Raw genomic sequence first — 21,935 nt, 5'->3', positions numbered from 1 at the left:
GGTGGTCACCGAATCTCCTCTGCGGTGGTTGTGGCGGAACCTGAGGTCTGCACCAGATCCGTGGCGCGCGTGTCGGTATCGGGAAATCCGGCAACGTGGGCGTGCGGCGAAACGGAGTGCGCCGAGTCCGGCCCGCCCCGCTGATGGCCGGCGCGGAACGACGACAGCATGCTGCGAACCTCGTCGGGCGAACGCTCCGTCACCGGCGCGCTCGGCTGCGCCGATCCGCTGCGCGGTGCGCTGCCTGCCGTTTCGGACGCGCGAGTTCGCTTGTTGCGCTTGACCAGTCCGTTGCGCGTGCGCCGCACGCCCGCTACCTCGACAGGCGGTTCGCCGGATTCGACGGACGTGTCGCCGGTTTCGGGGATCAGCCACATCGACTGCTCCGACGCAGGCAGCAGGTCCGCGGGCGCACCCGCCTCGAGACCGTCCTGCGCATGCCCATTCGTAGCGGCATCTCCTGACGATCCGGCGATCCCGGCCGCGGAGCCGTTGGCGGCAGGCATCGACGCGTGCATCACGGAGGCATCGGATGCGGACAGCAAGTGCGTGAACGGCGCAGGCGCAGGTCTCGGCGATCCTGATCCCACCCTGGGATGAGCGGGGCCCGTCATTCCCGGGGTGCGGCTTCCCGCTGAGCCGGTGAGCGTACTCCGGTCGGTGTCGCGCGCAGATCCCGATCGGCTGATCATGTTTATCTGCGCACCAGCTACTTCGGGCGCTGTGTGCGTGGGCAACCGCCCTGTCATCGCGGCGACAGCGGCGCCATTGTGTCCTGCGCCGGACTCCGACCACGAACCGGCGACTGCGGCGGCAATAGCCTGTGCACCCGTCGTCGCGGTGACCTGCTCGGATGCCGCCGGTTTCGCGACCGTCCGTCCCGCGGGCGGCGCAGGATGCCGATCCTTGTCGCCGGCAAGAATATTCGCGGGCAGCAGCAAGCGGGCAACGATCCCGCTGACCGGCGACACAATGAGTTCGACATCGATGCCTAGCCGCTGCGCCAACCGCCCGACCACGTAATGCCCGAGGTAGCGCGTCGGCGCGACAACGAAGTCCTGCTCACCGCGCAGCCTGGCGTTGGCCGCGGCCAACTGCGGCACCGGCATGCCGACGCCGTGGTCCACCACGGCGAGCAGATAGCCGCCGGGCAGCTTGCGCCCGTAGATCTCCACCTCGAGATCCGGTGGGGAGAAGGCGAGTCCGTTCTCGATCAGTTCGGCGAGCATGTGCGCGAGCTCGCTGACCACCGCGCCGGTGATGGCGATGTCGTCCACCCGGCGCAGCACGACGCGGCGGTAGTCGTCCACCTCCGACAGTCCGGCCCGGATCACGTCGGTGAGCGGGATCGGCTCGGCCCAGCGCCGCGGGCTCACCTCACCGACGAGGACGAGCAGGCTTTCGGCGTTGCGACGCATGCGGGTTGCGAGGTGGTCGAGCTCGAACAGGTTCGACAGCGCCTTGGGATCGAGTTCTTCTCTTTCGAATTCGCTGATCAGACCGAGCTGGCGGCGCACCAGATTCTGGTTGCGGCGCGCCAGGTTGGCCATCGACTCGGTGGTGTTGCGGCGGACGAGCGCCTGCTCGGAGGCGAGTTCGAAGGCAGTGCTCTGCACCCGGTCCAGTGCGCCTGCCACGGCCGCGATCTCGATGGTCGCGCCGCGCGGTGTGCGCACCGGCGGCGGCGGATCGGGCGATGTATCACCGGAAACCTGCCAAGCCGCAATGACATCGGGCAACCGTCGGGTCGCCACCTCGTCGGCCTCGGCCGCCAGCGCGCCCAGTGGGCGCACGATGGCTCTGACGCTGGTGATCACCAGCATGACCTCCGCGAGAATGGCGAGCAGTGCGGCGAGCAAAAATCCGCCGAGGGTCAGCGCGGCGTTCTTGCGCAACACGGCGGCGCGCTGCCGGACATCGTCACCGACCGTCTGCTGCACCGCGCGCTGCTCATCGATGACGCCGGTCATCTGCGACCACCAGGTGATCGGATCGACCGATCGCACCAGCGGACCCCTGCTGGACGCGATCGCGATATTTTCTGATTCCATTGCTCTGGTGGCGTTTTCGCTGCGCATCGCGGCCTCGAGGAGCGTCTGCTCGGCCGCGGTGGCATCACGCGCAAAGGCAGCAAGACCGGCAACCTTGGCGGCGCGGATGTCGAGGAACTGCACGTACTCGCCGGGACCGAATTCATCGGCGGCGAAAACGCCATTGAGGAATCCGCGTTCCTTGGCTGTGTGCTCCTTGGCGTCGCCCAGCGCGTACAGCGCTTGCAAGCCATGGCGGACCTGCGGGTCACCGGCCTGATCGAGGCCGAGCGCAAGGCGATTCAGTGCGGCGATGCCATCGGTGTAGAACTGGAAGGCGGCTTGCCGGGTGGTCCGCCGGGTGTCGACCTGCGTGCGGGTCGCGGCGAGCGCACCGAACTGTCCGACCGCCGAATGCACCTGGGCCGCACCGGGCGGACCTCCGGCCAACGCGTCATCGAGCAGCCTCAATGACCGGTCGGTGCGGGCGCGTTGCTCGGCGACGGGCTGCTGCAGCCGGGTGTCGCCGCTGAGCAGGCCGTTGCTCAGCCCGCGTTCACGCTGCGCTTCCTGCACCACGTCCTGCACCGCGAGCGCCAGCGACACCGCACGCACCGTGTCGCCACTACGCCGGAAGGCATCGATTTCGCGGGCGATGGTGATGCCGAGCAGTGCGAGCACCAAAGTCAATGAGAGAGCGAGGATTCGGGCCAATTGCCCCCGAATGGTGCGTGCCCGCACCATTCGACTGCTCGACACCTGCCGTTCATCTCTCGTCTCGGTTCGGGTGAGTTCCGGTGTGCCGCCGGATAATTCCGGTCGTCGACGTACACGCACCACCCTGCTCCTCCGCTGCCGGCCGTGCCAGCTCCACGGCGAGCACACGGAAAGTCAGGAGCAAGCTTCCCCAGGGCGCATCGCGGTGTCAACGCGAAAACTCGACAAATCGGACATCGGGCACATTTGTATACATGCTGGTAATCAACCGTTTCCGAGGTGTCGGTCCGCTCACACGCCGACCCAGAGCACTGTGACTTCGCGCGAGCGGAAACCGACGGTCCACCACTTTCGAATCCGAGACCGCGGCGGTCGATCGGCGACAGCAAAAACCGCGCCGGACACACCGGCGCGGTTCGAGAAATGCCGAGTCAGTTCGTGGCTTCGGCGAGAATGCCGAGCACCACATCGGAGGTGTAGAAGGGCTCGAGGCGCTCGCGGATCAGCTTGCCGAGCACGCCGTTGCGCTTGGCGCCCTCGATCACCGCGGGACCGTAGCGCAGGATCTCGGTGGCGATGTCGTCGCCGGACAGGCCGAGCTCGGGCAGCATCGCCGCGAGGGTGTAGTCGCCGTACTTGGTGAAGAACACCTCGACGCATTCGTCGACGAGCAGGCCGAAGTACTCCTTTTCCCGCGTAGTGATCGCGATCTCATAGCAGATCAGCACCAGCTCGTTGAGGTCCTTCTGAGTGAGGTAGTCGCGCAGGCCGCTGACCGGCTCGTCGGCGTGCAGATCCCAGAATTCCATCGCGGCCGAATGCACCGGCGCATCACGGAGCATTTCGCGAATGGCGTTATTGGTCCGCTTGAGGGCGAACATGGCGCCCTTGCCCGCCAGATCACCGACGAAGGTGCCGTCGGCGGCCTTCTTGGCGCGGTTGGCCGCGGACTGCCCCAGCGACATCAGCGAGGAGACACCGGGGATCTTCTCGGCGCGCTCCCGATTGGCCTGCATGAAGTCGTTGATCAGCTTGTCGACGAACTTCGAGGCGACGGTGGCGACCAGTGGACTCTCGGTGAGGCGGTCCAGGATGCGCTCCTGCGCCTGATGCATCCCGAAGATCTTCTCCAGCAGCGCCTCGACCGGCTCCCGATCGACCACCTGGCCGAGGGTGTAGTCGTTATTGGTCGCGATGTGGTCGTAGATCGAATCGGCGAACACCCCGACCATATCGGCGATGACGGGGCTACCACCGATCAGGTCGATGATCGTGGCCACCGTCTGTTTGGCCTGGTCGAGCTCGACCACGTCCCGGAAGACGAGGGTGTCGGCAACACCGATGACCGCCTCCACATCGCGGGCGATCACTTCCGCGAAGCGGTCGCCGGTCACCTCGGCCAGTAGAAATTCCACCTGGGCGTCCAGTAGTCGGTCGGCGATCTCTCGCGGCTGGCTCATCGAGTTGCACCCTCACATATTCGTTGTCTACTACGCCCGGCAGACTACGGCTCTGTTGTTTCGATGTCGTTGCCGTGCAACGACTTCCGTATCCGATCCAGACGCTCGCGCGCGGCTTTCTCGCGCGCTTCCCACTGTTCGTCCGCGCTGCGGCCCGCCGGGGTCTGCCGGTCGAGCTCGCTCATCCCCTGCGCGGTACCGAAGCGCTGCTCGACCTTATCGCGAACTGACTCGAAAGTAGGGACTCCCTCGGGCGAATATCCACCCACCGCCGCCGACGGCGGGATACCGGTCGGCGGTACCGGTACCGCGGGTACCGCAGAAAGCCCTCCGACCTGCCCGGATGCGCCGAGGTTCGCCGGAGACTCATGCGAGGGCGATGGATCGGTGTCGGGAGTCACATCGACAATGGCATCATCGGTTGCCGCTGCCGTACCGAGAACCGCATGCACCCCGGTTAGCGTCGGATGTTCGGCCGTCGCGGCGCGTAGCACGGCCAGCAGCTCGTCATCCGACAATGCCGCCAACCGGGCGACAATCTCGCTGATATCGCTCATACGGCCAGGTTACGCAGCGTGGCGTCGACTAAGGCTGCCCCGAACCGATCCCAACCGGAACAGGCTGTCGGTCCAGCAGGTCATCCACGGGATTCGGCTCCGACGGCGGCACCGCGCTCGCCTCCTGCGCGGTCTCCTCGCGCTCCTTGACGACCTCGATCCGATAACCGATCAGGATCGAACCGACCAGCGCCGCCGAGATGATGCCCTCGGCGATGAAGAAGGAAGCGAAGTCGATGATCGAGCCGATCGGCGGGGCGCTCGGCACGGCGTTGCGCAGCGGAATGAGCGCGAACAGCAGCGCACCCATCATCGAGCAGGCCGGGAATATCAGGCCGCGGCGGCCATCGACCAGGTAGTAGGTCGCGACCGCGGCCGCGATTGCGATGGCGAGCATCAACACCATGATGAACAGCGCAAAGACCAGCGAGGGTGTGGACCGGGTGGCATGCAGAGTGAGGTCGACGCCGTCGATCTGGCTGTCAACCGCCTCAGGGGCCTCCGAGACCGCGAAGAAAGTGTCACCGCTGGACACGGCGGCCGCGACGGGAACGTGCTTGTCCCCACTGATCATGTCGAAAGCGAGTACGGCCTCGTACTTGTCGAACGGGTAATCGGTGAACGTCCCCGACATGGCGATCTTCACCTCCGCGGCCGAGATCGGTTCGCCCGCCTTGATGGTGATCGGTTCAGACTTCATCCCGGAGGTATAGAGGATGGCGTCGCCGGCGAAGAAACCGAGCCGATCGGCATAGACGCCGTGCGGCCGCGCCGTCACCTCCACCGACACCGCTTGTGCGGCTGGATCGATCTTGCCGATCCACACTCCGAGATCGACCCGATCGGACTTGTCGACGTCACCGAAGGGGTGCACCGCCGCCGTTCGAGCCTTGCCTGCCTCGTACATCGACAGGCTCACGGCCAGCACCACCATCAGTGCGATCACCGCCACCAGCGCGGGCAACACCGCGCCGCGCTTCTTTTTCACATTTTGTCCCACACACCAAAAATACTGGGGCCCAATCACCTTCGATTTCGCCACCACGGGAAGCTACGTCGAGACTATGCCTGCGGCATCGGCCCAGTCGCGAATGGTGCCCGCCCAATCCCAGCCGCACTGCATGATGAGGTCGTTGTGCCCGGCACCCGGCACGACCAGCAGCCGCTTCGGTTCCGGGGCCGCGGCATACAGTCGCTCGGCGTGGCGCAGCGGTAGCAGTTCATCCTGGTCACCGTGTATGAGCAGCACGGGCGCGCGCAGCGTCGATATCCGCCGCAGACTCGGGTAGGCGTCGGGGACCAACGGCCGAGGCAGGAACGGGTACACCGACCTTGCCGCATCACGGATGCCGGTGAAGGTAGACATCAGGATCAGCCCGGCGGGTGGATGCGCGGTCGACAGCTCGAGCATGACCGCGCCGCCGAGCGACTTCCCCAGATACAGCACCCGATCGGCGTCGACACCCGGCTGCTCGAACAGAACGCGCCGCGCCGCGCGGGAATCGAGGTAGGTGCCATGCTCCGTGGGCCGCCCGGTGCTGCGCCCGTAGCCCCGGTAGTCGAACGCGAGCACATCGAAACCGGCCTCCGTGAGCAGCGCGAATATCGGCACCCGGTCACCGATATTGCCGGCGTTCCCATGCGCGAACAGCACATGCCCGATCGACCGGCGAGCAGGCACCCACCAGCCGTGCAGCGTCTCGCCGTCAGCGGTCGCGATGGACAGCTCGGTGTACTCCAGCCCCAGAACGGCCGGAGTCTGCGCGATCTCCCGTTGGGGCAGGTAGGTCAGCGCGTGCAGGATAGGGCTCGCAGGATGCCGCATGCAGCCCTTCTTACTCGCTGCCCACGTGGCGCTGCGCTCGGGCCTCGTCGATGACCGGCTTCGGGCCGCACGCCCGCACGGCGGGCCCGATGACGCCGCTGCGCAGTTCGATCGCGATGTTCGGGAAACTGGCTCGCCTGCACAAAATCCGCGGATCGCGAGGCAGCCGCACGACGATGACGAATTCGACGAGCTCACCGATCGTCAAACACTGAACACGTCGAGACCGCGCGGCCACGATGACCGCGCGGTCTCGACGTCGGAACGGTCAGGCGCGCAGGACCGCGCCGACGGCATCCGCCGCGGCCGCTACCGCAGCGTCGCGGGCGGCGCTGGCCTCGTCCTCGGTGAGGGTGCGGTCGGTGGCGCGGAAGCGCAGAGCGTAGGTGAGAGACTTGCGGCCCTCGCCGGCTTGGGCACCCTCGTAGACATCGAAAAGGGCGATGTCTTCGAGCAATTCGCCACCGCCGGAACGCAGTGCCGATTCCACCGATGCGGCGGCCACCGCCTTCTCGACACTCACCGATACGTCCTGCAAGACGGCAGGGAACGGGGAAACCACCGGTACCGGGCGGGATTCGCGCAGCGGCAATGCGTCGAGGTCGAGTTCGACGGCGCAGGTGCGCGGCGGCAGGCCTGCGCGTTCCAGCACGGCGGGGTGCAGTTCACCCGCGTGGCCGACGATCTCGCCGTCGACGAGCAGTTCGGCGCAACGCCCGGGATGCCACGGCAGGTGCGCAGCGGCCTTGCGTTCGATGGTCACGCCCGCCGCGTCGGCGACGGCGTCGGCGAGGGCGAAGGCGTCGGCGGCCTCCACCGCACGACCGGGGCCCCACGGACCGCGCGGGTCGCGGCGACCGGTGAGCACGGCGGCCACATGCACCGGCTGCGCGGGCAGCGAGCCGATCAGTTCCGCGATCTGCTCGTCGGTCGGGCGGCGGTCCACCGGCAGCGCTGCGATCGGCGCGACGTTCGCGCCGGTCAGCACCACCTGGGCGATGCCGTAGACCGCAAGGTCACGCGCACCGCGCGAGATGTTGCGGGCGGCAACTTCCAGCAGGCCGGGCAGCAATGTGGTCGCCAGTTCGGGACGCTCCGCATCGAGCGGGTTCAGCACCCGGGTGGTGGCGCGGCGCGGGTCGTCGGCGTCCAGGCCCCAGGTGTCGAACACACCCGGCGGCAGGAACACCGGCGGCGGCACCTCCACACAACCGGCGAAGGCAAGCGCCCTGCTCACCGCGCGACGGCGGCGCTGGGTCGGGGTGAGTCCACGTCCGGCGGGTGCGGTCGGGATCACCGAGGGGATCTGCTCGAGCCCCTCCAGCCGCAGCACCTCCTCCACCAGGTCGGCGGGCTGGGCCAGGTCGGGCCGCCAGCTCGGTGGGGTGACGACCAACTGGCCGTGCCCGGCCTCGCTGACGCCGACATCCACCTTGGCGCCGATCTGGGCCAGGCGCCGCGCCGAGGTACCGGTCGGGTAGGTGACGCCCGCGACACGATCGGCCAGATCGATATCCATCCGGATCGGGTCGGCGGCCGGCACCGGCACTCGAACATCGGTGAGCACGGATTCGACAGTGCCACCGGCGATTTCGGCAAGCAGCGTGGCGGCGCGATCCAACGCGATGACATTGATCTCGGGATCGACAACCCGCTCGTAGCGCTTACCCGCCTCCGAGGAGAGCTTGTGGCGCCGCGAGGTGCGGTAGACGAGCAACGGATTCCAGGTGGCGGCCTCGAGCACGATATCGGTCGACGCGGCGCCGACTTCCGTTGTCGCACCGCCCATGACGCCCGCCAAGGAGATGACGCCCGAATCGTCGGCGATCACCACATCCTCGGCATCGAGCACGCGCTCGGTCTCGTCGAGGGTGCGCAGTGTCTCGCCGGTGTTGGCGGTGCGCACCACCAGGCCGCCGGTGAGCTTGGCCGCGTCGAAGGCATGCAGCGGCTGGCCGAGTTCGAGCATGACGTAGTTGGTGACGTCGACAGCGGGCGAGATCGGGCGCACGCCGGCCAGCAGCAGCCTGCGCTGCAACCACCAGGGGCTCACCGCGTTCGGGTCGATGCCGGTGACCCGGCGGACCGCGAAACGCGTGCACTTCGAGTCCGGTTCGAGCCGAACCGGCCAGGCATCCTGCTCGTCGTCGGGCAAGGTCCGCACGGCGGGGTCGGCGTATTCGAGGTCGTAACCACACGTCAGTTCGCGAGCGAGACCGCGTACCGAGAAGCAGTAGCCGCGATCCGGAGTGATGTTCAGCTCGATGATGGTGTCGTCGAGGCCGAGCAGCTCGTTGGCGTCGGTCCCGGGCTCGGCGGTGCCCGGCTCGAGCACCAGGATGCCCGAATGGTCCTTGCCGATACCGAGTTCGGCCACCGAGCAGATCATGCCGTTGGAGATATGCCCGTAGGTCTTGCGCGAGGCAATGGCGAAACCGCCGGGCAGCACCGCGCCGGGCAGCACCACGACGACCAGATCACCGACAGCGAAATTGGTTGCGCCGCAGACGATCTCCTGCAGATCAGGATTGCCGACATCCACTTTGCAGAACCGGATCGGCTTCTTGAACTCGGTCAGCTCGGTGATCTCGGCGACCCGGCCGACTACGAGCGGCTTCTCGATATCACCGGTCACCCGCTCGAGCTTGTCGACCTCTTCGACCTCCAGCCCGACACGGACGAACCCTGCGTCGAGCTCCTCCGGCGTCACCGACCACTCGGGGGTGGTCCGCCGGATGATTTCCGTCAGCCAGGACTGCGCTACTCGCACTTGACGTTTCGCTCTCTCGATCGAAGGAAGTTCTTGAATCGCCCAGCTCAGGACCGGATACCGAAGGGCAGCGTGAAACGCACGTCACCCTCGACGATGTCCCGCATGTCCGGAATGCCGTTGCGGAACTGCAGCGTCCGCTCCAGACCCATACCGAACGCGAACCCGCTGTACACCTCGGGGTCGATCCCGCTGGCGATCAGTACCTTCGGGTTCACCATGCCGCAGCCGCCCCATTCGACCCAGCCCGCGCCGCCCTTCTTGTCCGGGAACCACACGTCGACCTCGGCCGACGGCTCGGTGAACGGGAAGTAGTTGGGGCGCATGCGGGTTCGGGTCTCGGGCCCGAACAAAGCCCGCGCGAACGCGTCCAGAGTGCCGCGCAGGTGCGCCATGGTCAGGCCCTTGTCCACGGCCAGCCCCTCCACCTGGGAGAACACCGGAGTGTGGGTGGCATCGAGTTCATCGGTGCGGAACGTGCGGCCCGGGCACACGACATAGATCGGTACCTCGCGCTCCAGCATCGAACGCACCTGCACCGGCGAGGTGTGCGTGCGCAACACCTGCCGCGAACCCTCCGGCGCGATGTGGAAGGTGTCCTGCATGGTCCGGGCCGGATGGTCGGGCAGGAAATTCAGCGCGTCGAAGTTGAAGTGCTCGGTTTCGACCTCGGGCCCCTCGGCGACCTCCCAGCCCATCGCGACGAAGACATCGGCGATCTGCTCGGAGATAACGGTGATCGGGTGGCGCGCGCCGACCTGATGCCTGCCCGCGGGCAATGTGACGTCGATCGCCTCCGCGACGAGCACCGCGGCATCACGCTCGGCCAGCAGCACCGCACGTCGCGCTTCGAACGCCTCGGAGACCCGCGCCCGCGCGATATTGACCCGTTTGCCCGCGTCGGCCTTCTCGGCCTTCGGCAGGCCGCCCAGCGCACGCTGCGCGAGGGCGAGCGGCGCTTTGCCGCCGAGATGCTCGGTTTTCGCGACGGCGAGCGCATCGAGGTCGGCGGCAGCGGCAAACGCCTTCTCGGCCGCCGCAGCGGCGGCGGCCAGTGCCTCCTCGGTGAGCACCGCGCTCTGCTCGGCTGCTGCGTCGTTGTCGTCGGCCACGATCGTTCGACTCTCCCCTGGGGATCGGTTCGAGGGTCCGCATGATTGCCTACCCACATTGCTGCTGGTCGAATCGTATTCGATCCGGCATGGCCGATTCACCCGGATTACCGCTCCCCCGCTTGCCGGGCGTGTGCTAGCGGCCGACTTCGCATGCCGGGGAGGCGAACGCGGCGATGCCACATCGACCGGATCAGCACCGAGGCCGGTCTCGGCCGCCGCCGGAATACCGCGATGACGTGCTGCGTCCGGTGCGATGGCAGGCAGGGCATACGAACAGCTGTGCCCCCTGCTCCGATCAGAAACCGGAGCAGGGGGCACACCCATACCGCTCAGCGAACCTGAGTGATCTTCCCGGGCAGCAGCCACGCAACCACCGCGCCGACCGCGACAATGCCTGCCCCGACCCACACCGCGGGCACCATGCCGTCGACGAAACTCTGCGGGCTCAGGTAGGAGCCATGTGAGGCGAATACCGACGCCAGCACTGCGACACCCATCGCGACACCCACCTCGCGAATGGTGTTGTTGGTGCCGGAAGCCATCGCCCGATCCTCGGGTGCGGCGCTGGCCATCACGACCGTTGCGCCGGGCGCAAAGGTCAGGCCCATACCGATGCCACCGAGCAGGAACGGCCCGATGAACGATCCGTAGCTCGCGTCGACCGTGGCGATCGCCGCCATCCAGGCCAGCGCAACAGCCAGCGCGGCCTGTCCCGTGGCGAGCAGTGTGCGGGCGCCGACCCGATCGACGATCAGGCCCGCGAGCGGCGCGACCACCATCGGCGCCAGCGTCCACGGCATGGTGCGAATGCCCGATTGCAAGGGGCCATAGCCCTGCACGACCTGGAAATACTGCGCCAGCAGGAAGATCGAACCGAAGACTCCGACCGAGAAGGTGAACACCGTCGTGTTGCTCACCCGGAAGGCGCGGGATCGGAACAACCGCAACGGCAGCATCGGGTCCGGAGTCTTCAGCTCCCAGGCGATCAGGCAGCCGAGCAGCACCGCGCCCCCGAGCAGCGCGGACAGCACACCAGTGGAGGTCCAGCCGTCGTCGGCGCCGTACACCACACCCCACACCACCGCGAGCACACCGCTCGCCGACAGCGCGAGCCCGAGCGGATCCAACCGCCGCTTACCTCCGTAGGACTCGGCCAGCACCCGCGCCGCGAAGGGCACCACCAACACGCCGATGGGCACGTTGATCCAGAAGATCCACTGCCAGCTCAGACCCTCCACCACAGCACCGCCGATGAGCGGACCGAGCGCAACGCCGAGGCCCGAGATTCCGCCCCAGATGCCGATCGCGGCGCTGCGCATCTTCTCCGGTACCGCCGAGGACAGCAGGGTCAACGACAGCGGCATCACCGCGGCCGCGCCGAAACCTTGAATTGCCCTGGCGGCGATCAACATCCACGGATCGGCGGCCAGTGCGCAGGCCGCGGACGCGACCGTGAAGAGCGCGATTCCGGAGAGGAATACGCGGCGGCGGCCGAGCCGGTCACCGATGGCTGTCGCGGTGAGCAGCAGCGAGGCGAAGGCGAGCGTGTAGGCGTTGACGAACCATTGCAGGTCGCCGAGCGAGGCGCCGAGCTCGGTGCGGATCACCGGCAGTGCATTGGTCACCACGAGGTTGTCCAGCGTGACCATGAACATCGGGATCCCGACAGCGGCCAATACGGCGGCGAGGGGTCGGTCGTGGCCCGGACTCCCCGGTGCCGCGACGGGTGCCGACGGATCGGCGACTTCAAGAATCTCGTTCATGTCCAGCCCTTGTTGTAATCGACTGATAACTAACACGATCAAAAGTATGCATCGACTGATAACATGTCAAGGGACGGTCAGATTTGGTAGACAAACCATCGACGGGGACGCCAAGGAGGACGACATGAGTACCGGCACCAGGCTGACCGCCGCGCAACGGAGCGAAGAAGTACTGAACGCCGCCATCACCGCCTTTGCCGAGGGCGGCTACGCGGGCACCAAGACCGACGAAATCGCCCGGCTCGCCGGCGTCTCTCAGCCCTACGTGATCCGACTGTTCGGCACCAAGCAACACTTGTTCCTGGCCGCACTGCACCGGGTCTGCGATCGCATCGAAGAGGCCTTTCGCGCGGCCGACGCCGAACGCACCGATCGCGATGCACCCCCCACGGAGGCATTACGCCAACTCGGCCGCGGCTACAACGTCTTCCTGGCCGAGCGAGAACTCCTGCAGGTGTTCATGCACGGCATCGCATCGAGCTCCGACCCGGTGATCGGCGACGAGGTACGTGCGCGGTTCGGCCAGATCTTCGCGCTGGTGCGCGAGCTCACCGACGCGCCACTGACCGAGGCCCGCCGCTTCATCGCCACCGGGATGCTGCTGACCGTGATGAGCGCCATGCAGGTCGCGGGACCCGACGCCATCCCGGCCGGCTGGGCCGAGGAAATCCTCGAAAACCTGTCCACCGAAGGGCATTAGGCCACTTCACAGCGCGACACAACAGCACTCGGGCGGCGGGAGCTACTTCGCGTGCTGCACGCGTGCACTCGCGTACAGGCAGATGGCCGCGGCGGCAGCGAGGTTCAGGCTCTCCGCGCGACCGTGGATGGGGATGCGCACCCGGTGATCGGCTCGGGCCGCGACCGCGGGGTCGAGTCCGTGCGCCTCATTGCCGAACAGCCAGGCGACCGGACCGGAGAGCAGAGCGTCGACGTCGTCCAGGTCGACCTCACCGTCGGCCGCGGTGGCCAGAATCGTGATACCTGCCGCCGCAATCGCATCCAAGGTCTCGGCGATATCCCGACACCGTGCGATGGGCACGTGGAACAGGCTGCCCGCGCTGGCGCGCACGCATTTGCCGTTGTGTGGGTCGACGGTCTCCCCCGCCAACACCACACCCTGGGCGCCGACCGCGTCGGCAACCCGGATCAGCGTGCCCGCGTTGCCCGGTTCGGCGATCTCGACCGGCACCGCCAACATCAGGGGATTCGCGGCGAGCACCTCGGCGAGCGGCACATCGATCAGCTCGCACACTGCGACGAGCCCTGGCGCGGTGACGGTTTCACCGAGCATCTGCGCGGCCCGGTCGCTCACCAGCGTGGTCCGCACACCACTGCCCGCGGCACCGGCCACCAGTTCGTGCTCGCGCGCCGCGGCGCCCGCCGAATAGAAAAGCTCCTGCACCCGCCCCGTATCAAGGGCCGCCGCAACCGAATTGGCGCCCTCGGCGAGGAACTGACCGGTCTTGCGACGGTTCGCGGCGCGATGGAGCTTGACAGCGGAAACGACCCGCGGATTGCGCTCGGAGAGCGCATCCACGGGTCGCTCCGAAAGGTCTGTCACGTAACCCGAGCTCAGGCAGCCGGGGCGTTGACGTCCTGCGGGAGGGCGGCCTTGGCCACCGCGACCAGGCCGGCGAACGCCTCGGCATCGGAGACGGCAAGCTCGGCGAGGATCTTGCGGTCGACCTCGACACCGGCAGCCTTCAGGCCCTGGATGAAGCGGTTGTAGGTGATGTCGTTGAGGCGCGCCGCGGCGTTGATGCGGGCGATCCACAGCTTGCGGAAGTCACCCTTGCGCGCCCGGCGGTCCCGGTAGGCGTAGGTGAGCGAGTGCAGCTGCTGTTCCTTGGCCTTGCGGTACAGGCGCGAGCGCTGTCCGCGGTAGCCCTTGGAGGCCTCGAGGATGGAACGACGCTTCTTCTGAGCGTTGACGGCCCTTTTGACGCGTGCCATGGGTCAGTCCTTTGTCGATCTAGGGGGCGTCTGCGTGCGCCCCGGAGTTGGTCGGTGGTCGGCGTCCGGAATCCGGATCGCGGATGCTACTGGTCTCAGAGACCGAGCAGCCGCTTGACGCGGGGGACGTCAACGGACGCGACGGACTCCGTGCCATCCAGACGACGAGTCCGACGAGTGGACTTGTGCTCGAGCAGGTGGCGACGGTTGGCCTGCTGGCGCAGCAGCTTGCCGCGACCGCTCACCTTGAACCGCTTCGACGCGCCGCTGTGGCTCTTCATCTTCGGCATGGATTCCTCTATCTGTGTCGTACCGGCGGTCCTGCGCGGACCGCCGGTGCTGATCGTTGTTACTGCGACTCGGCCGACTCGGCCGGTGCCGCGGGGGCCGCCGCTGCAGGAGCGGCTTGCGTGTCTGCGGCAGGCGCAGCGGCGCGCGGGGCAGGCTGCGACCGGGCCGCCGACTCTTCCTGCGCCTTCACACGCGTCTTCGCACCCTTGTGGGGCGCGAGGACCATGGTCATATTGCGACCGTCCTGCTTGGCGGAAGTCTCGACGAAACCGAGCTCGGCGACGTCGGAGGCCAACCGCTGCAGCAGTCGGAAGCCCAGCTCGGGGCGCGACTGCTCACGGCCACGGAACATGATCGTCACCTTGACCTTGGAACCGGCCTCGAGGAAGCGCACAACGTTGCGCTTCTTGGTCTCGTAGTCGTGGTCGTCGATCTTGGGGCGGAGCTTCTGCTCCTTGATGACGGTCTGCACCTGGTTCTTCCGAGACTCGCGCGCCTTCTGCGCCGTCTCGTACTTGAACTTGCCGTAGTCCATGATCTTGCAGACCGGTGGACGAGCGTCTGGAGCCACCTCGACCAGATCAAGATCGGCCTCGAGGGCGACGCGTAGTGCATCTTCAACACGCACGATCCCAACCTGTTCACCGCCGGGTCCGATGAGTCGAACCTCGGGAACACGGATGCGATCGTTGATGCGGGTCTCAGTGCTGATGGGGCCTCCTAGGTCAAGCGATATCGTCTGACAACCGCGTGCACAACCCCTTGTTCAACACAAAAGCCCCGGTGCGGTATTTCTCCGCAACGGGGCCCGAGTCGACCGGCCACCGACATCGCGCGCCAACGGCGCTCGCGTCGACCCCTGTGCTCATCAGCTCCTCCGCGGCGAATCGCTCTCCGCGCAAAGCATCCCTGCACAAGAAACCCGCCCAGGAAGGGCGGGTGACCGGACCGTATGACCTGTACGATTGCTCGTCGGCAACGGTGGGAGTCGGGCTCCACTTATCAGCCCAAGGCAAGCCGAGGGCGGTCGTCGGCGAGAAGTCTAACATTCCCGCTCGCTATCGCCGAATCGCCCCGTTGATCACTTGCCCGCGTCCAGCCGTCGTGCCGCAGCGTCTCGACGTGGAGTTCCCTCAGCGACCAGGCCATTGCCGTGGCTACGCGGCCTGCGCACGGACTGGCTCGGCGTACCGAGCAGGCCCACAGAGCGACTTGGACAAGCCCTCCGCGTATCCATGGCCCGTCGACGCGGCGCTGACAATGGCACATCCGGCCGGCTGGGTGAACGCCGAACCGATGAAGAACGCCGCCGAGATCGGCCAGCTCCGACTGCTGCGGACAGCCTCGCTAGCCTGATCCCATGACTGAACAGCCCGACACCACCGTCCGCGAACTGGCCGACATTCCGGCGGTCGAGGTGATCAGCCGCGCCGCGATGATGCTGATGAGTGCGGCGGCGGAGAAGCTCGGGCTCGGCGACGCGGACCCGGACACCAGCCCGCACCGCGATCTGGACGAGGCCCGCCGTCTGATCACCGCCCTCGCCGGCCTGGTCACCTCCTCCGTCGAGTACTTCGGCCCGCACGCCGGCCCCTACCGCGACGGCCTGCAGTCTTTGCAGCGCGCCTTCCGGGAATCCTCTGCGCATCCCGACGAGCCGGGCAAAGGGCCCGGCGAGAAGTACACCGGCCCGGTTTACTGATCCAGCACCTCAATAATTTTGCCCGACGGGAAATTTTGCCCGTCGGGCACTTTTATCGGTATGCTGATGTCATGCCGGAGGAACAGGTACTCGGTCTGCGAGAGCGCAAGAAGCTCGATACCCGCAAAGCATTGAGCGACGCCGCGCTCGAGCTGGCGATGGAGCGTGGCCTCGGGAACGTGACGCGCGACGACATCGCGGCACGAGCGGGGGTGTCGGTGCGCACCTTCAACAACTACTTCACCGGCAAGTATGAGGCGCTGGCCTATCGGCAGGTCGAGCGGATCCAGCGCAGCCTGATCGCGCTGCGGAATCGTCCTGCGGGCGAACCACTCTGGAGCGCGATCGGCGCGGCAGTGTTGGAGCCGTTGGAGGCCGACGGTGTCGGGGCCGCGCCCCCGACCACCGAACAACTATCGATGGTTCGTGAACTGCTCGATGCACCGGAGACCCGAATCGCGGTGTCCAAAGGCGTATTCGACGACTGGGTCGAGGTGATCGCGGAGCGCACCGGCACCGATCCCGAGCGTGACCTCTATCCGCGGTTGGTTGCGGGCGTGCTCGGCGGCGTCTATCAGGCCGCGACGGAGACATACATACACGCCGATCCACCGCTGCTGCTCACCACCCTCCTACGCCGCGCCATCGAACAGGTCGCCGCCGGACTACCCGAACCTGCTGTCCACGGCTGACCGCGCCGCACAGCAAGAACCGCAACACACAAATTCAGTGACAAAGAGGTGTATTCGTCATGCCCGAAATATCTGTCGACGTTGTTGTTTCCGGTGCCGGACCGAACGGGCTCATGCTCGCGTGTGAGCTCGCCTTGGCCGGTGTGCGCCCGATCGTGCTCGACAAACTCACCGAGCCGAGCGCCGAGCCGAAGGCCAACGGCCTTGTCGGCCAGGTGATTCGGCTACTCGACATGCGCGGCCTGTACCACGAGTTCGGCGGTGCGCCCGGCGCGCCGCAGCCGATTCCCGGATATGGATTCAGCGGCATACCGATTTCCTTTGCCACGCTGCAAGACAATCCGATGTACGCGATGCTGCTCCCCCAGCCCAGGCTGGTGCGGCTACTGGAAAAGCGGGCGCTCGGGCTCGGCGTGGACATCAGGTGGGGGCATGAACTGACCGAGCTGACCCAACAGGACGGCCGCGTCACGGTCGGCGTGGCCGGCCCCGAGGGTCACTACGAGCTGACAACCGCATTTTTGATCGGGGCCGACGGCGGCAAGAGCTTTGTGCGCAAGTGCACCGGAATCGATTTCCCCGGAACCACATTCGCCACCACACTGACCCGGTTGGCGCATGTGAGCCTGCCTGCGGAGCTGCGCTCGGCCGACGGTGGCCTCGAGGTTCCCGGATTCGGCCGACTGCCGGTCGGACACAACCGCCTCGAGCGCGGCGGGTTCGTCTTCGCCGAGCTCGACCCTGGCAGGCCGCTCATCGCAACCATGGAGTTCGACACCGAGCCGGTCCAGGAGAACACCCCGATGACGCTGGATGAGCTGCGTGCGAGCACGCGCCGAGTCCTCGGTGTCGACCTACCGATCCAACCGCCCATCGGTGCCGGCCCGCACGCGCTGCGCAGGATGGACGGTCAGAACACCCGCCAAGCCGACCGCTACCGCGACGGGAATGTATTCCTGGTCGGCGATTCCGCCCATGTGCACTCCGCCATGGGCGGGCCGGGGCTCAATCTCGGACTTCAGGACGCGGCCAATCTCGGCTGGAAACTCGCCGGACACATCAACGGCTGGGCCCCATCAGGTCTGCTCGACAGCTACCAGACCGAGCGCTACCCGGTCGGCGAACGTGTCATGATGCAGTCGCTCGCCCAAACCACCTTGATGGCGCCCGGCCCCGAGATCACCGCGCTGCGCACGCTGCTCGGCGAACTGCTCGAATCGCCCGACAACATCGCACACCTCGCCCAACTACTCGCCGGATCCGACGTCCGCTACGACGTGGGCGACGGTCATCACCTCGCCGGACGAATGGTCCCGGAGCTGGTCATCGAAACATCGCACGGCAGTACGCGAGTCGCCGACCTACTGCACAAAGCGCGCCCCGTGCTGCTCGACCTGACCGCTGGCACCGAGTTCGCCGACGCCGCGCACGGCTGGGCCGACCGGGTCGACATCGTCGCCGCAACCGGTCTCGACGCCCCTTCGGCACTGTTGATCCGACCGGATGGATACGTCGCCTGGGTCGCGAACGAGGCCGGACGCGGCAACGCGGATCGCCTGCGTGACGCGCTGCTTCGGTGGTTCGGTTCGCCGCGACACCCCTGATACAGCGGGCGGTTTCCGAACCGGCCACCATCGCCGCGGTGCCGCCGAAGCTCAGCAAACGCACCGAACGTCTTGCCATCGCCTCGTCGCTGATCTGCCGTAGCTTCACCGCTGCCGTCGGCGACCAGATGCGTGATGCGGACGCGCCTACAATGCTCGACGAGCGCGTCCGCATCGGTGCCGACTAACTCGAACTGCCGACCGGCCACTGGCCGATGTGGTCGAAGCACAAGGAACTCGCCGACCTGATCCATACCGTCGCAAACCGCTGATCTTGCTCGTCCGCCACTGGTGCCGGTTGGAGGGTCGTGAAATTGTGGCTCGGAGCAAGACTCGTTGCCAGCATTTCACTGTCCTCGGACTGCCCGATCGTCAGCGCAGTGCGGCAGCCTTGCGCGAGGCGCGTTTGGCGGCGGCGCTCGGGGCGGCGATCTTGGTTGTTGTGGTTTTGGCCGGCGCGGCTTTGCTCGACGCTTCCTTGGCCGCGGCGGCCTTGGTCGGTGCTTTCCTCGCGGCCTTCTTGGCCGGAGTCTTCGGCGCCGTCGCGTCGGTCAGCGCGTGCTGCAGGAACTGCCCGGTGTAGCTGTCGGTAACGGCCGCAACATCTTCCGGAGTCCCTTCGGCCACTACGGTGCCGCCACCGGAGCCACCCTCCGGGCCCATGTCGATCACCCAGTCCGAAGTCTTGATGACGTCCAGGTTGTGTTCGATGACGATGACGGTATTGCCCTTGTCGACCAGGCCGTTGATGACGAGCAGCAGCTTGCGGATGTCTTCGAAGTGCAGGCCGGTGGTCGGCTCGTCGAGGATGTAGACGGTGCGACCGGTGGAACGCTTCTGCAGCTCGGCGGCCAACTTCACCCGCTGTGCCTCACCGCCGGACAGGGTGGGCGCGGACTGGCCGAGACGGACGTAGCCGAGGCCCACGTCCACCAGTGTCTTGAGGTAGCGGTGGATCGAGGTGATCGGCTCGAAGAATTCGGCGCCCTCCTCGATGGACATGTCCAGCACTTCGGCGATGGTCTTGCCCTTGTAATGAACCTCGAGGGTTTCGCGGTTGTAGCGCGCCCCGTGGCACACCTCGCACGGCACATACACATCCGGCAGGAAGTTCATCTCGATCTTCAGCGTGCCGTCACCCGAGCACGCCTCGCAGCGACCGCCCTTGACGTTGAAGGAGAATCGGCCCGGCTGGTAGCCGCGCACCTTCGCCTCGGTGGTCGCCGCGAACAACGTCCTGATCTTGTCGAACACGCCCGTGTAGGTGGCCGGGTTCGAGCGCGGCGTGCGGCCGATCGGCGACTGGTCCACCTGCACCAGTTTGTCCAACTCGTCGAGACCATTGATCCTGGTGTGCCGGCCCGGCACCTGTCGCGCACCATTGAGCTTGTTCGCGAGCACGGTCGCCATGATGTCGTTGACCAGGGTGGACTTGCCGGAGCCCGACACCCCGGTCACCGAGGTGAGCACGCCGAGCGGGAAGCTGACGTCGATCCCCCGCAGGTTGTGCTCGTTCGCACCGACCACGGTGAGCTGACGCTTCTTGCTGACCGGGCGCCGCACCAGCGGCACCTCGATCCGCTCCCGGCCCGAAAGGTAGGCGCCGGTCAGCGAATTCGGCTCGGTGAGCAGTTCCTGGTACGGACCGCTGTGCACTACCGTGCCACCGTGTTCGCCCGCCAGCGGACCGATGTCGACCACCCAGTCCGAGGCACGGATGGTGTCCTCGTCGTGTTCGACCACGATGAGGGTGTTGCCGAGATTGCGCAGCCGCGTGAGGGTTTCGATGAGCCGACGATTGTCGCGCTGGTGCAGTCCGATCGAGGGCTCGTCGAGCACGTAGAGCACACCGACGAGGCCGGAACCGATCTGGGTCGCCAGCCGAATGCGCTGCGCCTCACCACCGGAGAGCGTGGCCGCCGCCCGCGACAGCGACAGGTACTGCAACCCGACATCGAGCAGGAACCCGAGCCGTGCCTGCACCTCCTTGAGCACCTGCCCGGCGATCGCGGTCTCCCGCTCACCGAGGGTCAGCGAATTCAGGAAGTCGGCGCAGTCGGCGATGGACAACTCGCTGACATCCGCGATGGACTTCCGCTCGCCGCCCGCGGCGATGGTGACCGCGAGGATCTCCGGGCGCAGCCGGGCGCCGTTGCAGACCGGGCACGGCACATCGCGCATGTACCCGTCGTAGTGCTCCTTCATCTGCTCGGACTCGGTACTCTCCATGCGCCGCTGCAGGAACGGCATCACGCCCTCGAAATCGGCGTAGTACGAACGCTTCCTGCCGTAGCGGTTGGTGTAGGAGACGTGCACCTGATCCGAGCTGCCCTCCAGCACCGCCTTGCGCGCCTTGAGCGGCAGGTCCTGCCACGGCGTGTCCATGGAGAAGCCGACGGATTCGGCCAGGCCCGACAGCAGCCTGTTGAAATATTCGGCGGTCTGGCCGCGCGACCACGGCGCGATCGCACCGTCGGCCAGGCTCAGCTCCGGGTCCGGCACCACCAGATCCGGGTCGACCTCCTTGCGGATGCCGAGACCGGTGCAGTCCGGGCAGGCGCCGTAGGGCGAGTTGAACGAGAACGACCTCGGCTCCAGGTCCTCGATATCGAGCGGATGCCCGTTGGGGCAGGCCAGGCGTTCGGAGAAGCGGCGCTCGCGGTCGTGTGCGTGCTCGTCGCGATCGACGAAATCGAGCACCACGATGCCGTCGGCGAGCCGCAGCGCCGTCTCGATCGAATCGGTCAGCCGCTGCTTGGAATTCGGCTTGACCGAGAGCCGGTCGACCACGACCTCGACATCGTGCTTCTCCTGCTTCTTCAGCTTCGGCGGATCCGACAGCGGATGGACAACACCGTCGACCCGGACCCGGGAGTAGCCCTGGGTGTTCAACTGATCGAACAGGTCGACGAATTCGCCCTTGCGGGTGCGCACCACCGGCGCGAGGACCTGGAACTTGATGCCCTCTTCCATGGCGAGCACCTGGTCGACGATCTGCTGTGGCGACTGCTTGGCGATGAGCTCGCCGCATACCGGGCAGTGCGGAGTGCCCGCACGCGCGTAGAGCAGGCGCAGGTAGTCGTAGACCTCGGTAATGGTGCCGACGGTCGAGCGCGGGTTGCGGTTGGTCGACTTCTGGTCGATGGACACCGCGGGTGAGAGACCCTCGATGAAGTCGACATCCGGCTTGTCCATCTGCCCGAGGAACTGGCGAGCGTAAGCGGACAGCGACTCCACGTACCGGCGCTGGCCCTCGGCGAAGATCGTGTCGAAGGCCAGGCTCGATTTGCCCGAGCCCGACAGTCCGGTGAACACGATGAGACTGTCGCGGGGCAAGTCGAGGTCGACCCCCTTCAGGTTGTGCTCCCGAGCTCCGCGCACAGTGAGGCGTTCCGCCACCAGGTGTCCCTTCTCCGTGTTCAGACGTGTTCAGACGTGCCCCCGCCGCCATGC

At 66.8% G+C, this 21,935-nt stretch carries 19 protein-coding genes; 5 read left to right on the top strand and 14 right to left on the bottom strand.

Features of this window, described 5'->3' with window-relative positions; all coding sequences use genetic code 11:
* Positions 1–5 precede the first annotated feature (5 nt).
* The 9 genes from ACLMAL_RS20565 to ACLMAL_RS20525 all read right to left on the bottom strand — a co-directional run bounded on the left by ACLMAL_RS20565 (position 6) and on the right by ACLMAL_RS20525 (position 12,237).
* Entirely contained in the window at positions 6–2,789 is a 2,784-nt protein-coding gene (locus ACLMAL_RS20565) for a nitrate- and nitrite sensing domain-containing protein (RefSeq protein ID WP_412000556.1), read from the bottom strand.
* Positions 2,790–3,178: 389 nt separating this feature from the next.
* Positions 3,179–4,207, bottom strand: coding sequence for a hypothetical protein (locus ACLMAL_RS20560; RefSeq protein WP_412000555.1), 1,029 nt, complete (start codon positions 4,205–4,207; stop codon positions 3,179–3,181).
* A gap of 44 nt (positions 4,208–4,251) precedes the next feature.
* A complete protein-coding gene (locus tag ACLMAL_RS20555; protein WP_412000554.1) occupies positions 4,252–4,764 on the bottom strand; it encodes a hypothetical protein in 513 nt (170 codons plus the stop codon).
* Between the two features lie 28 nt (positions 4,765–4,792).
* Positions 4,793–5,752, bottom strand: a complete 960-nt coding sequence (locus ACLMAL_RS20550; RefSeq protein ID WP_412000553.1) for a DUF4436 family protein — start codon at positions 5,750–5,752, stop codon at positions 4,793–4,795.
* Between the two features lie 63 nt (positions 5,753–5,815).
* Positions 5,816–6,589: an alpha/beta hydrolase gene (locus ACLMAL_RS20545; RefSeq protein ID WP_412000552.1), complete on the bottom strand. Its 774-nt coding sequence runs from the start codon at positions 6,587–6,589 to the stop codon at positions 5,816–5,818.
* A gap of 10 nt (positions 6,590–6,599) precedes the next feature.
* Complete coding sequence (locus tag ACLMAL_RS20540) at positions 6,600–6,797, bottom strand: hypothetical protein (protein ID WP_412000551.1); 198 nt, start codon at positions 6,795–6,797, stop codon at positions 6,600–6,602.
* A 60-nt stretch (positions 6,798–6,857) separates the two neighbouring features.
* Positions 6,858–9,359, bottom strand: coding sequence for a phenylalanine--tRNA ligase subunit beta (pheT, locus tag ACLMAL_RS20535; protein ID WP_412000550.1), 2,502 nt, complete (start codon positions 9,357–9,359; stop codon positions 6,858–6,860).
* A 47-nt stretch (positions 9,360–9,406) separates the two neighbouring features.
* Complete coding sequence (gene pheS, locus ACLMAL_RS20530) at positions 9,407–10,471, bottom strand: phenylalanine--tRNA ligase subunit alpha (RefSeq protein WP_412000549.1); 1,065 nt, start codon at positions 10,469–10,471, stop codon at positions 9,407–9,409.
* Between the two features lie 332 nt (positions 10,472–10,803).
* Entirely contained in the window at positions 10,804–12,237 is a 1,434-nt protein-coding gene (locus ACLMAL_RS20525; protein ID WP_412000548.1) for an MFS transporter, read from the bottom strand.
* Positions 12,238–12,361: 124 nt separating this feature from the next.
* On the opposite strand from ACLMAL_RS20525, the gene ACLMAL_RS20520 reads away from it, so the two are divergent.
* Positions 12,362–12,937, top strand: a complete 576-nt coding sequence (locus ACLMAL_RS20520; protein WP_412000547.1) for a TetR/AcrR family transcriptional regulator — start codon at positions 12,362–12,364, stop codon at positions 12,935–12,937.
* Between the two features lie 42 nt (positions 12,938–12,979).
* Here ACLMAL_RS20520 and ACLMAL_RS20515 read toward each other — a convergent pair whose 3' ends face one another.
* The 4 genes from ACLMAL_RS20515 to infC form a co-directional block, all read right to left on the bottom strand.
* Positions 12,980–13,777, bottom strand: a complete 798-nt coding sequence (locus ACLMAL_RS20515; protein ID WP_412000546.1) for a TrmH family RNA methyltransferase — start codon at positions 13,775–13,777, stop codon at positions 12,980–12,982.
* Between the two features lie 35 nt (positions 13,778–13,812).
* Positions 13,813–14,193 carry a 50S ribosomal protein L20 gene (gene rplT, locus ACLMAL_RS20510; RefSeq protein ID WP_014983432.1) on the bottom strand — a complete coding sequence of 127 codons (381 nt, stop codon included), beginning with the start codon at positions 14,191–14,193 and terminating at the stop codon, positions 13,813–13,815.
* A 95-nt stretch (positions 14,194–14,288) separates the two neighbouring features.
* On the bottom strand, positions 14,289–14,483 hold the full coding sequence (gene rpmI / locus ACLMAL_RS20505; protein ID WP_328411703.1) for a 50S ribosomal protein L35: 195 nt from the start codon (positions 14,481–14,483) through the stop codon (positions 14,289–14,291).
* 59 nt (positions 14,484–14,542) lie between these two features.
* Complete coding sequence (gene infC, locus ACLMAL_RS20500; protein WP_412000610.1) at positions 14,543–15,220, bottom strand: translation initiation factor IF-3; 678 nt, start codon at positions 15,218–15,220, stop codon at positions 14,543–14,545.
* 624 nt (positions 15,221–15,844) lie between these two features.
* Here infC and ACLMAL_RS20495 point away from each other — a divergent pair.
* The 4 genes from ACLMAL_RS20495 (at position 15,845) to ACLMAL_RS20480 (ending at position 18,670) form a co-directional block, all read left to right on the top strand.
* Positions 15,845–16,186: a recombinase RecA gene (locus ACLMAL_RS20495; RefSeq protein WP_328411700.1), complete on the top strand. Its 342-nt coding sequence runs from the start codon at positions 15,845–15,847 to the stop codon at positions 16,184–16,186.
* Positions 16,187–16,257: 71 nt separating this feature from the next.
* Positions 16,258–16,878 carry a TetR/AcrR family transcriptional regulator gene (locus tag ACLMAL_RS20490; RefSeq protein ID WP_412000545.1) on the top strand — a complete coding sequence of 207 codons (621 nt, stop codon included), beginning with the start codon at positions 16,258–16,260 and terminating at the stop codon, positions 16,876–16,878.
* 59 nt (positions 16,879–16,937) lie between these two features.
* Positions 16,938–18,482, top strand: coding sequence for an FAD-dependent monooxygenase (locus ACLMAL_RS20485; protein WP_412000544.1), 1,545 nt, complete (start codon positions 16,938–16,940; stop codon positions 18,480–18,482).
* Entirely contained in the window at positions 18,455–18,670 is a 216-nt protein-coding gene (locus ACLMAL_RS20480) for a hypothetical protein (RefSeq protein WP_412000543.1), read from the top strand. Before ACLMAL_RS20485 ends, ACLMAL_RS20480 begins: the two co-directional genes overlap by 28 nt.
* Positions 18,671–18,854: 184 nt before the next feature.
* On the opposite strand, the gene uvrA is transcribed toward ACLMAL_RS20480, so the two are convergent.
* Complete coding sequence (gene uvrA, locus ACLMAL_RS20475; RefSeq protein ID WP_328411691.1) at positions 18,855–21,881, bottom strand: excinuclease ABC subunit UvrA; 3,027 nt, start codon at positions 21,879–21,881, stop codon at positions 18,855–18,857.
* Between the last annotated feature and the right edge of the window lie 54 nt (positions 21,882–21,935).

This window comes from Nocardia sp. CWNU-33, assembly GCF_046764895.1.
Lineage (GTDB): Bacteria > Actinomycetota > Actinomycetes > Mycobacteriales > Mycobacteriaceae > Nocardia.
This window is presented reverse-complemented; position numbering and strand designations above follow the sequence as displayed.

Excerpts from the sequence above, each read along its gene's own strand:
- ACLMAL_RS20560 (WP_412000555.1), bottom strand. The coding sequence starts at position 4,207 with ATGAGCCAGCCGCGAGAGATCGCCGACCGACTACTGGACGCCCAGGTG.
- ACLMAL_RS20555 (WP_412000554.1), bottom strand. The coding sequence starts at position 4,764 with ATGAGCGATATCAGCGAGATTGTCGCCCGGTTGGCGGCATTGTCGGAT.
- ACLMAL_RS20545 (WP_412000552.1), bottom strand. The coding sequence starts at position 6,589 with ATGCGGCATCCTGCGAGCCCTATCCTGCACGCGCTGACCTACCTGCCC.
- ACLMAL_RS20525 (WP_412000548.1), bottom strand. The coding sequence starts at position 12,237 with ATGAACGAGATTCTTGAAGTCGCCGATCCGTCGGCACCCGTCGCGGCA.
- ACLMAL_RS20520 (WP_412000547.1), top strand. The coding sequence starts at position 12,362 with ATGAGTACCGGCACCAGGCTGACCGCCGCGCAACGGAGCGAAGAAGTA.
- rplT (WP_014983432.1), bottom strand. The coding sequence starts at position 14,193 with ATGGCACGCGTCAAAAGGGCCGTCAACGCTCAGAAGAAGCGTCGTTCC.
- rpmI (WP_328411703.1), bottom strand. The coding sequence starts at position 14,483 with ATGCCGAAGATGAAGAGCCACAGCGGCGCGTCGAAGCGGTTCAAGGTG.
- ACLMAL_RS20495 (WP_328411700.1), top strand. The coding sequence starts at position 15,845 with ATGACTGAACAGCCCGACACCACCGTCCGCGAACTGGCCGACATTCCG.
- ACLMAL_RS20490 (WP_412000545.1), top strand. The coding sequence starts at position 16,258 with ATGCCGGAGGAACAGGTACTCGGTCTGCGAGAGCGCAAGAAGCTCGAT.
- ACLMAL_RS20485 (WP_412000544.1), top strand. The coding sequence starts at position 16,938 with ATGCCCGAAATATCTGTCGACGTTGTTGTTTCCGGTGCCGGACCGAAC.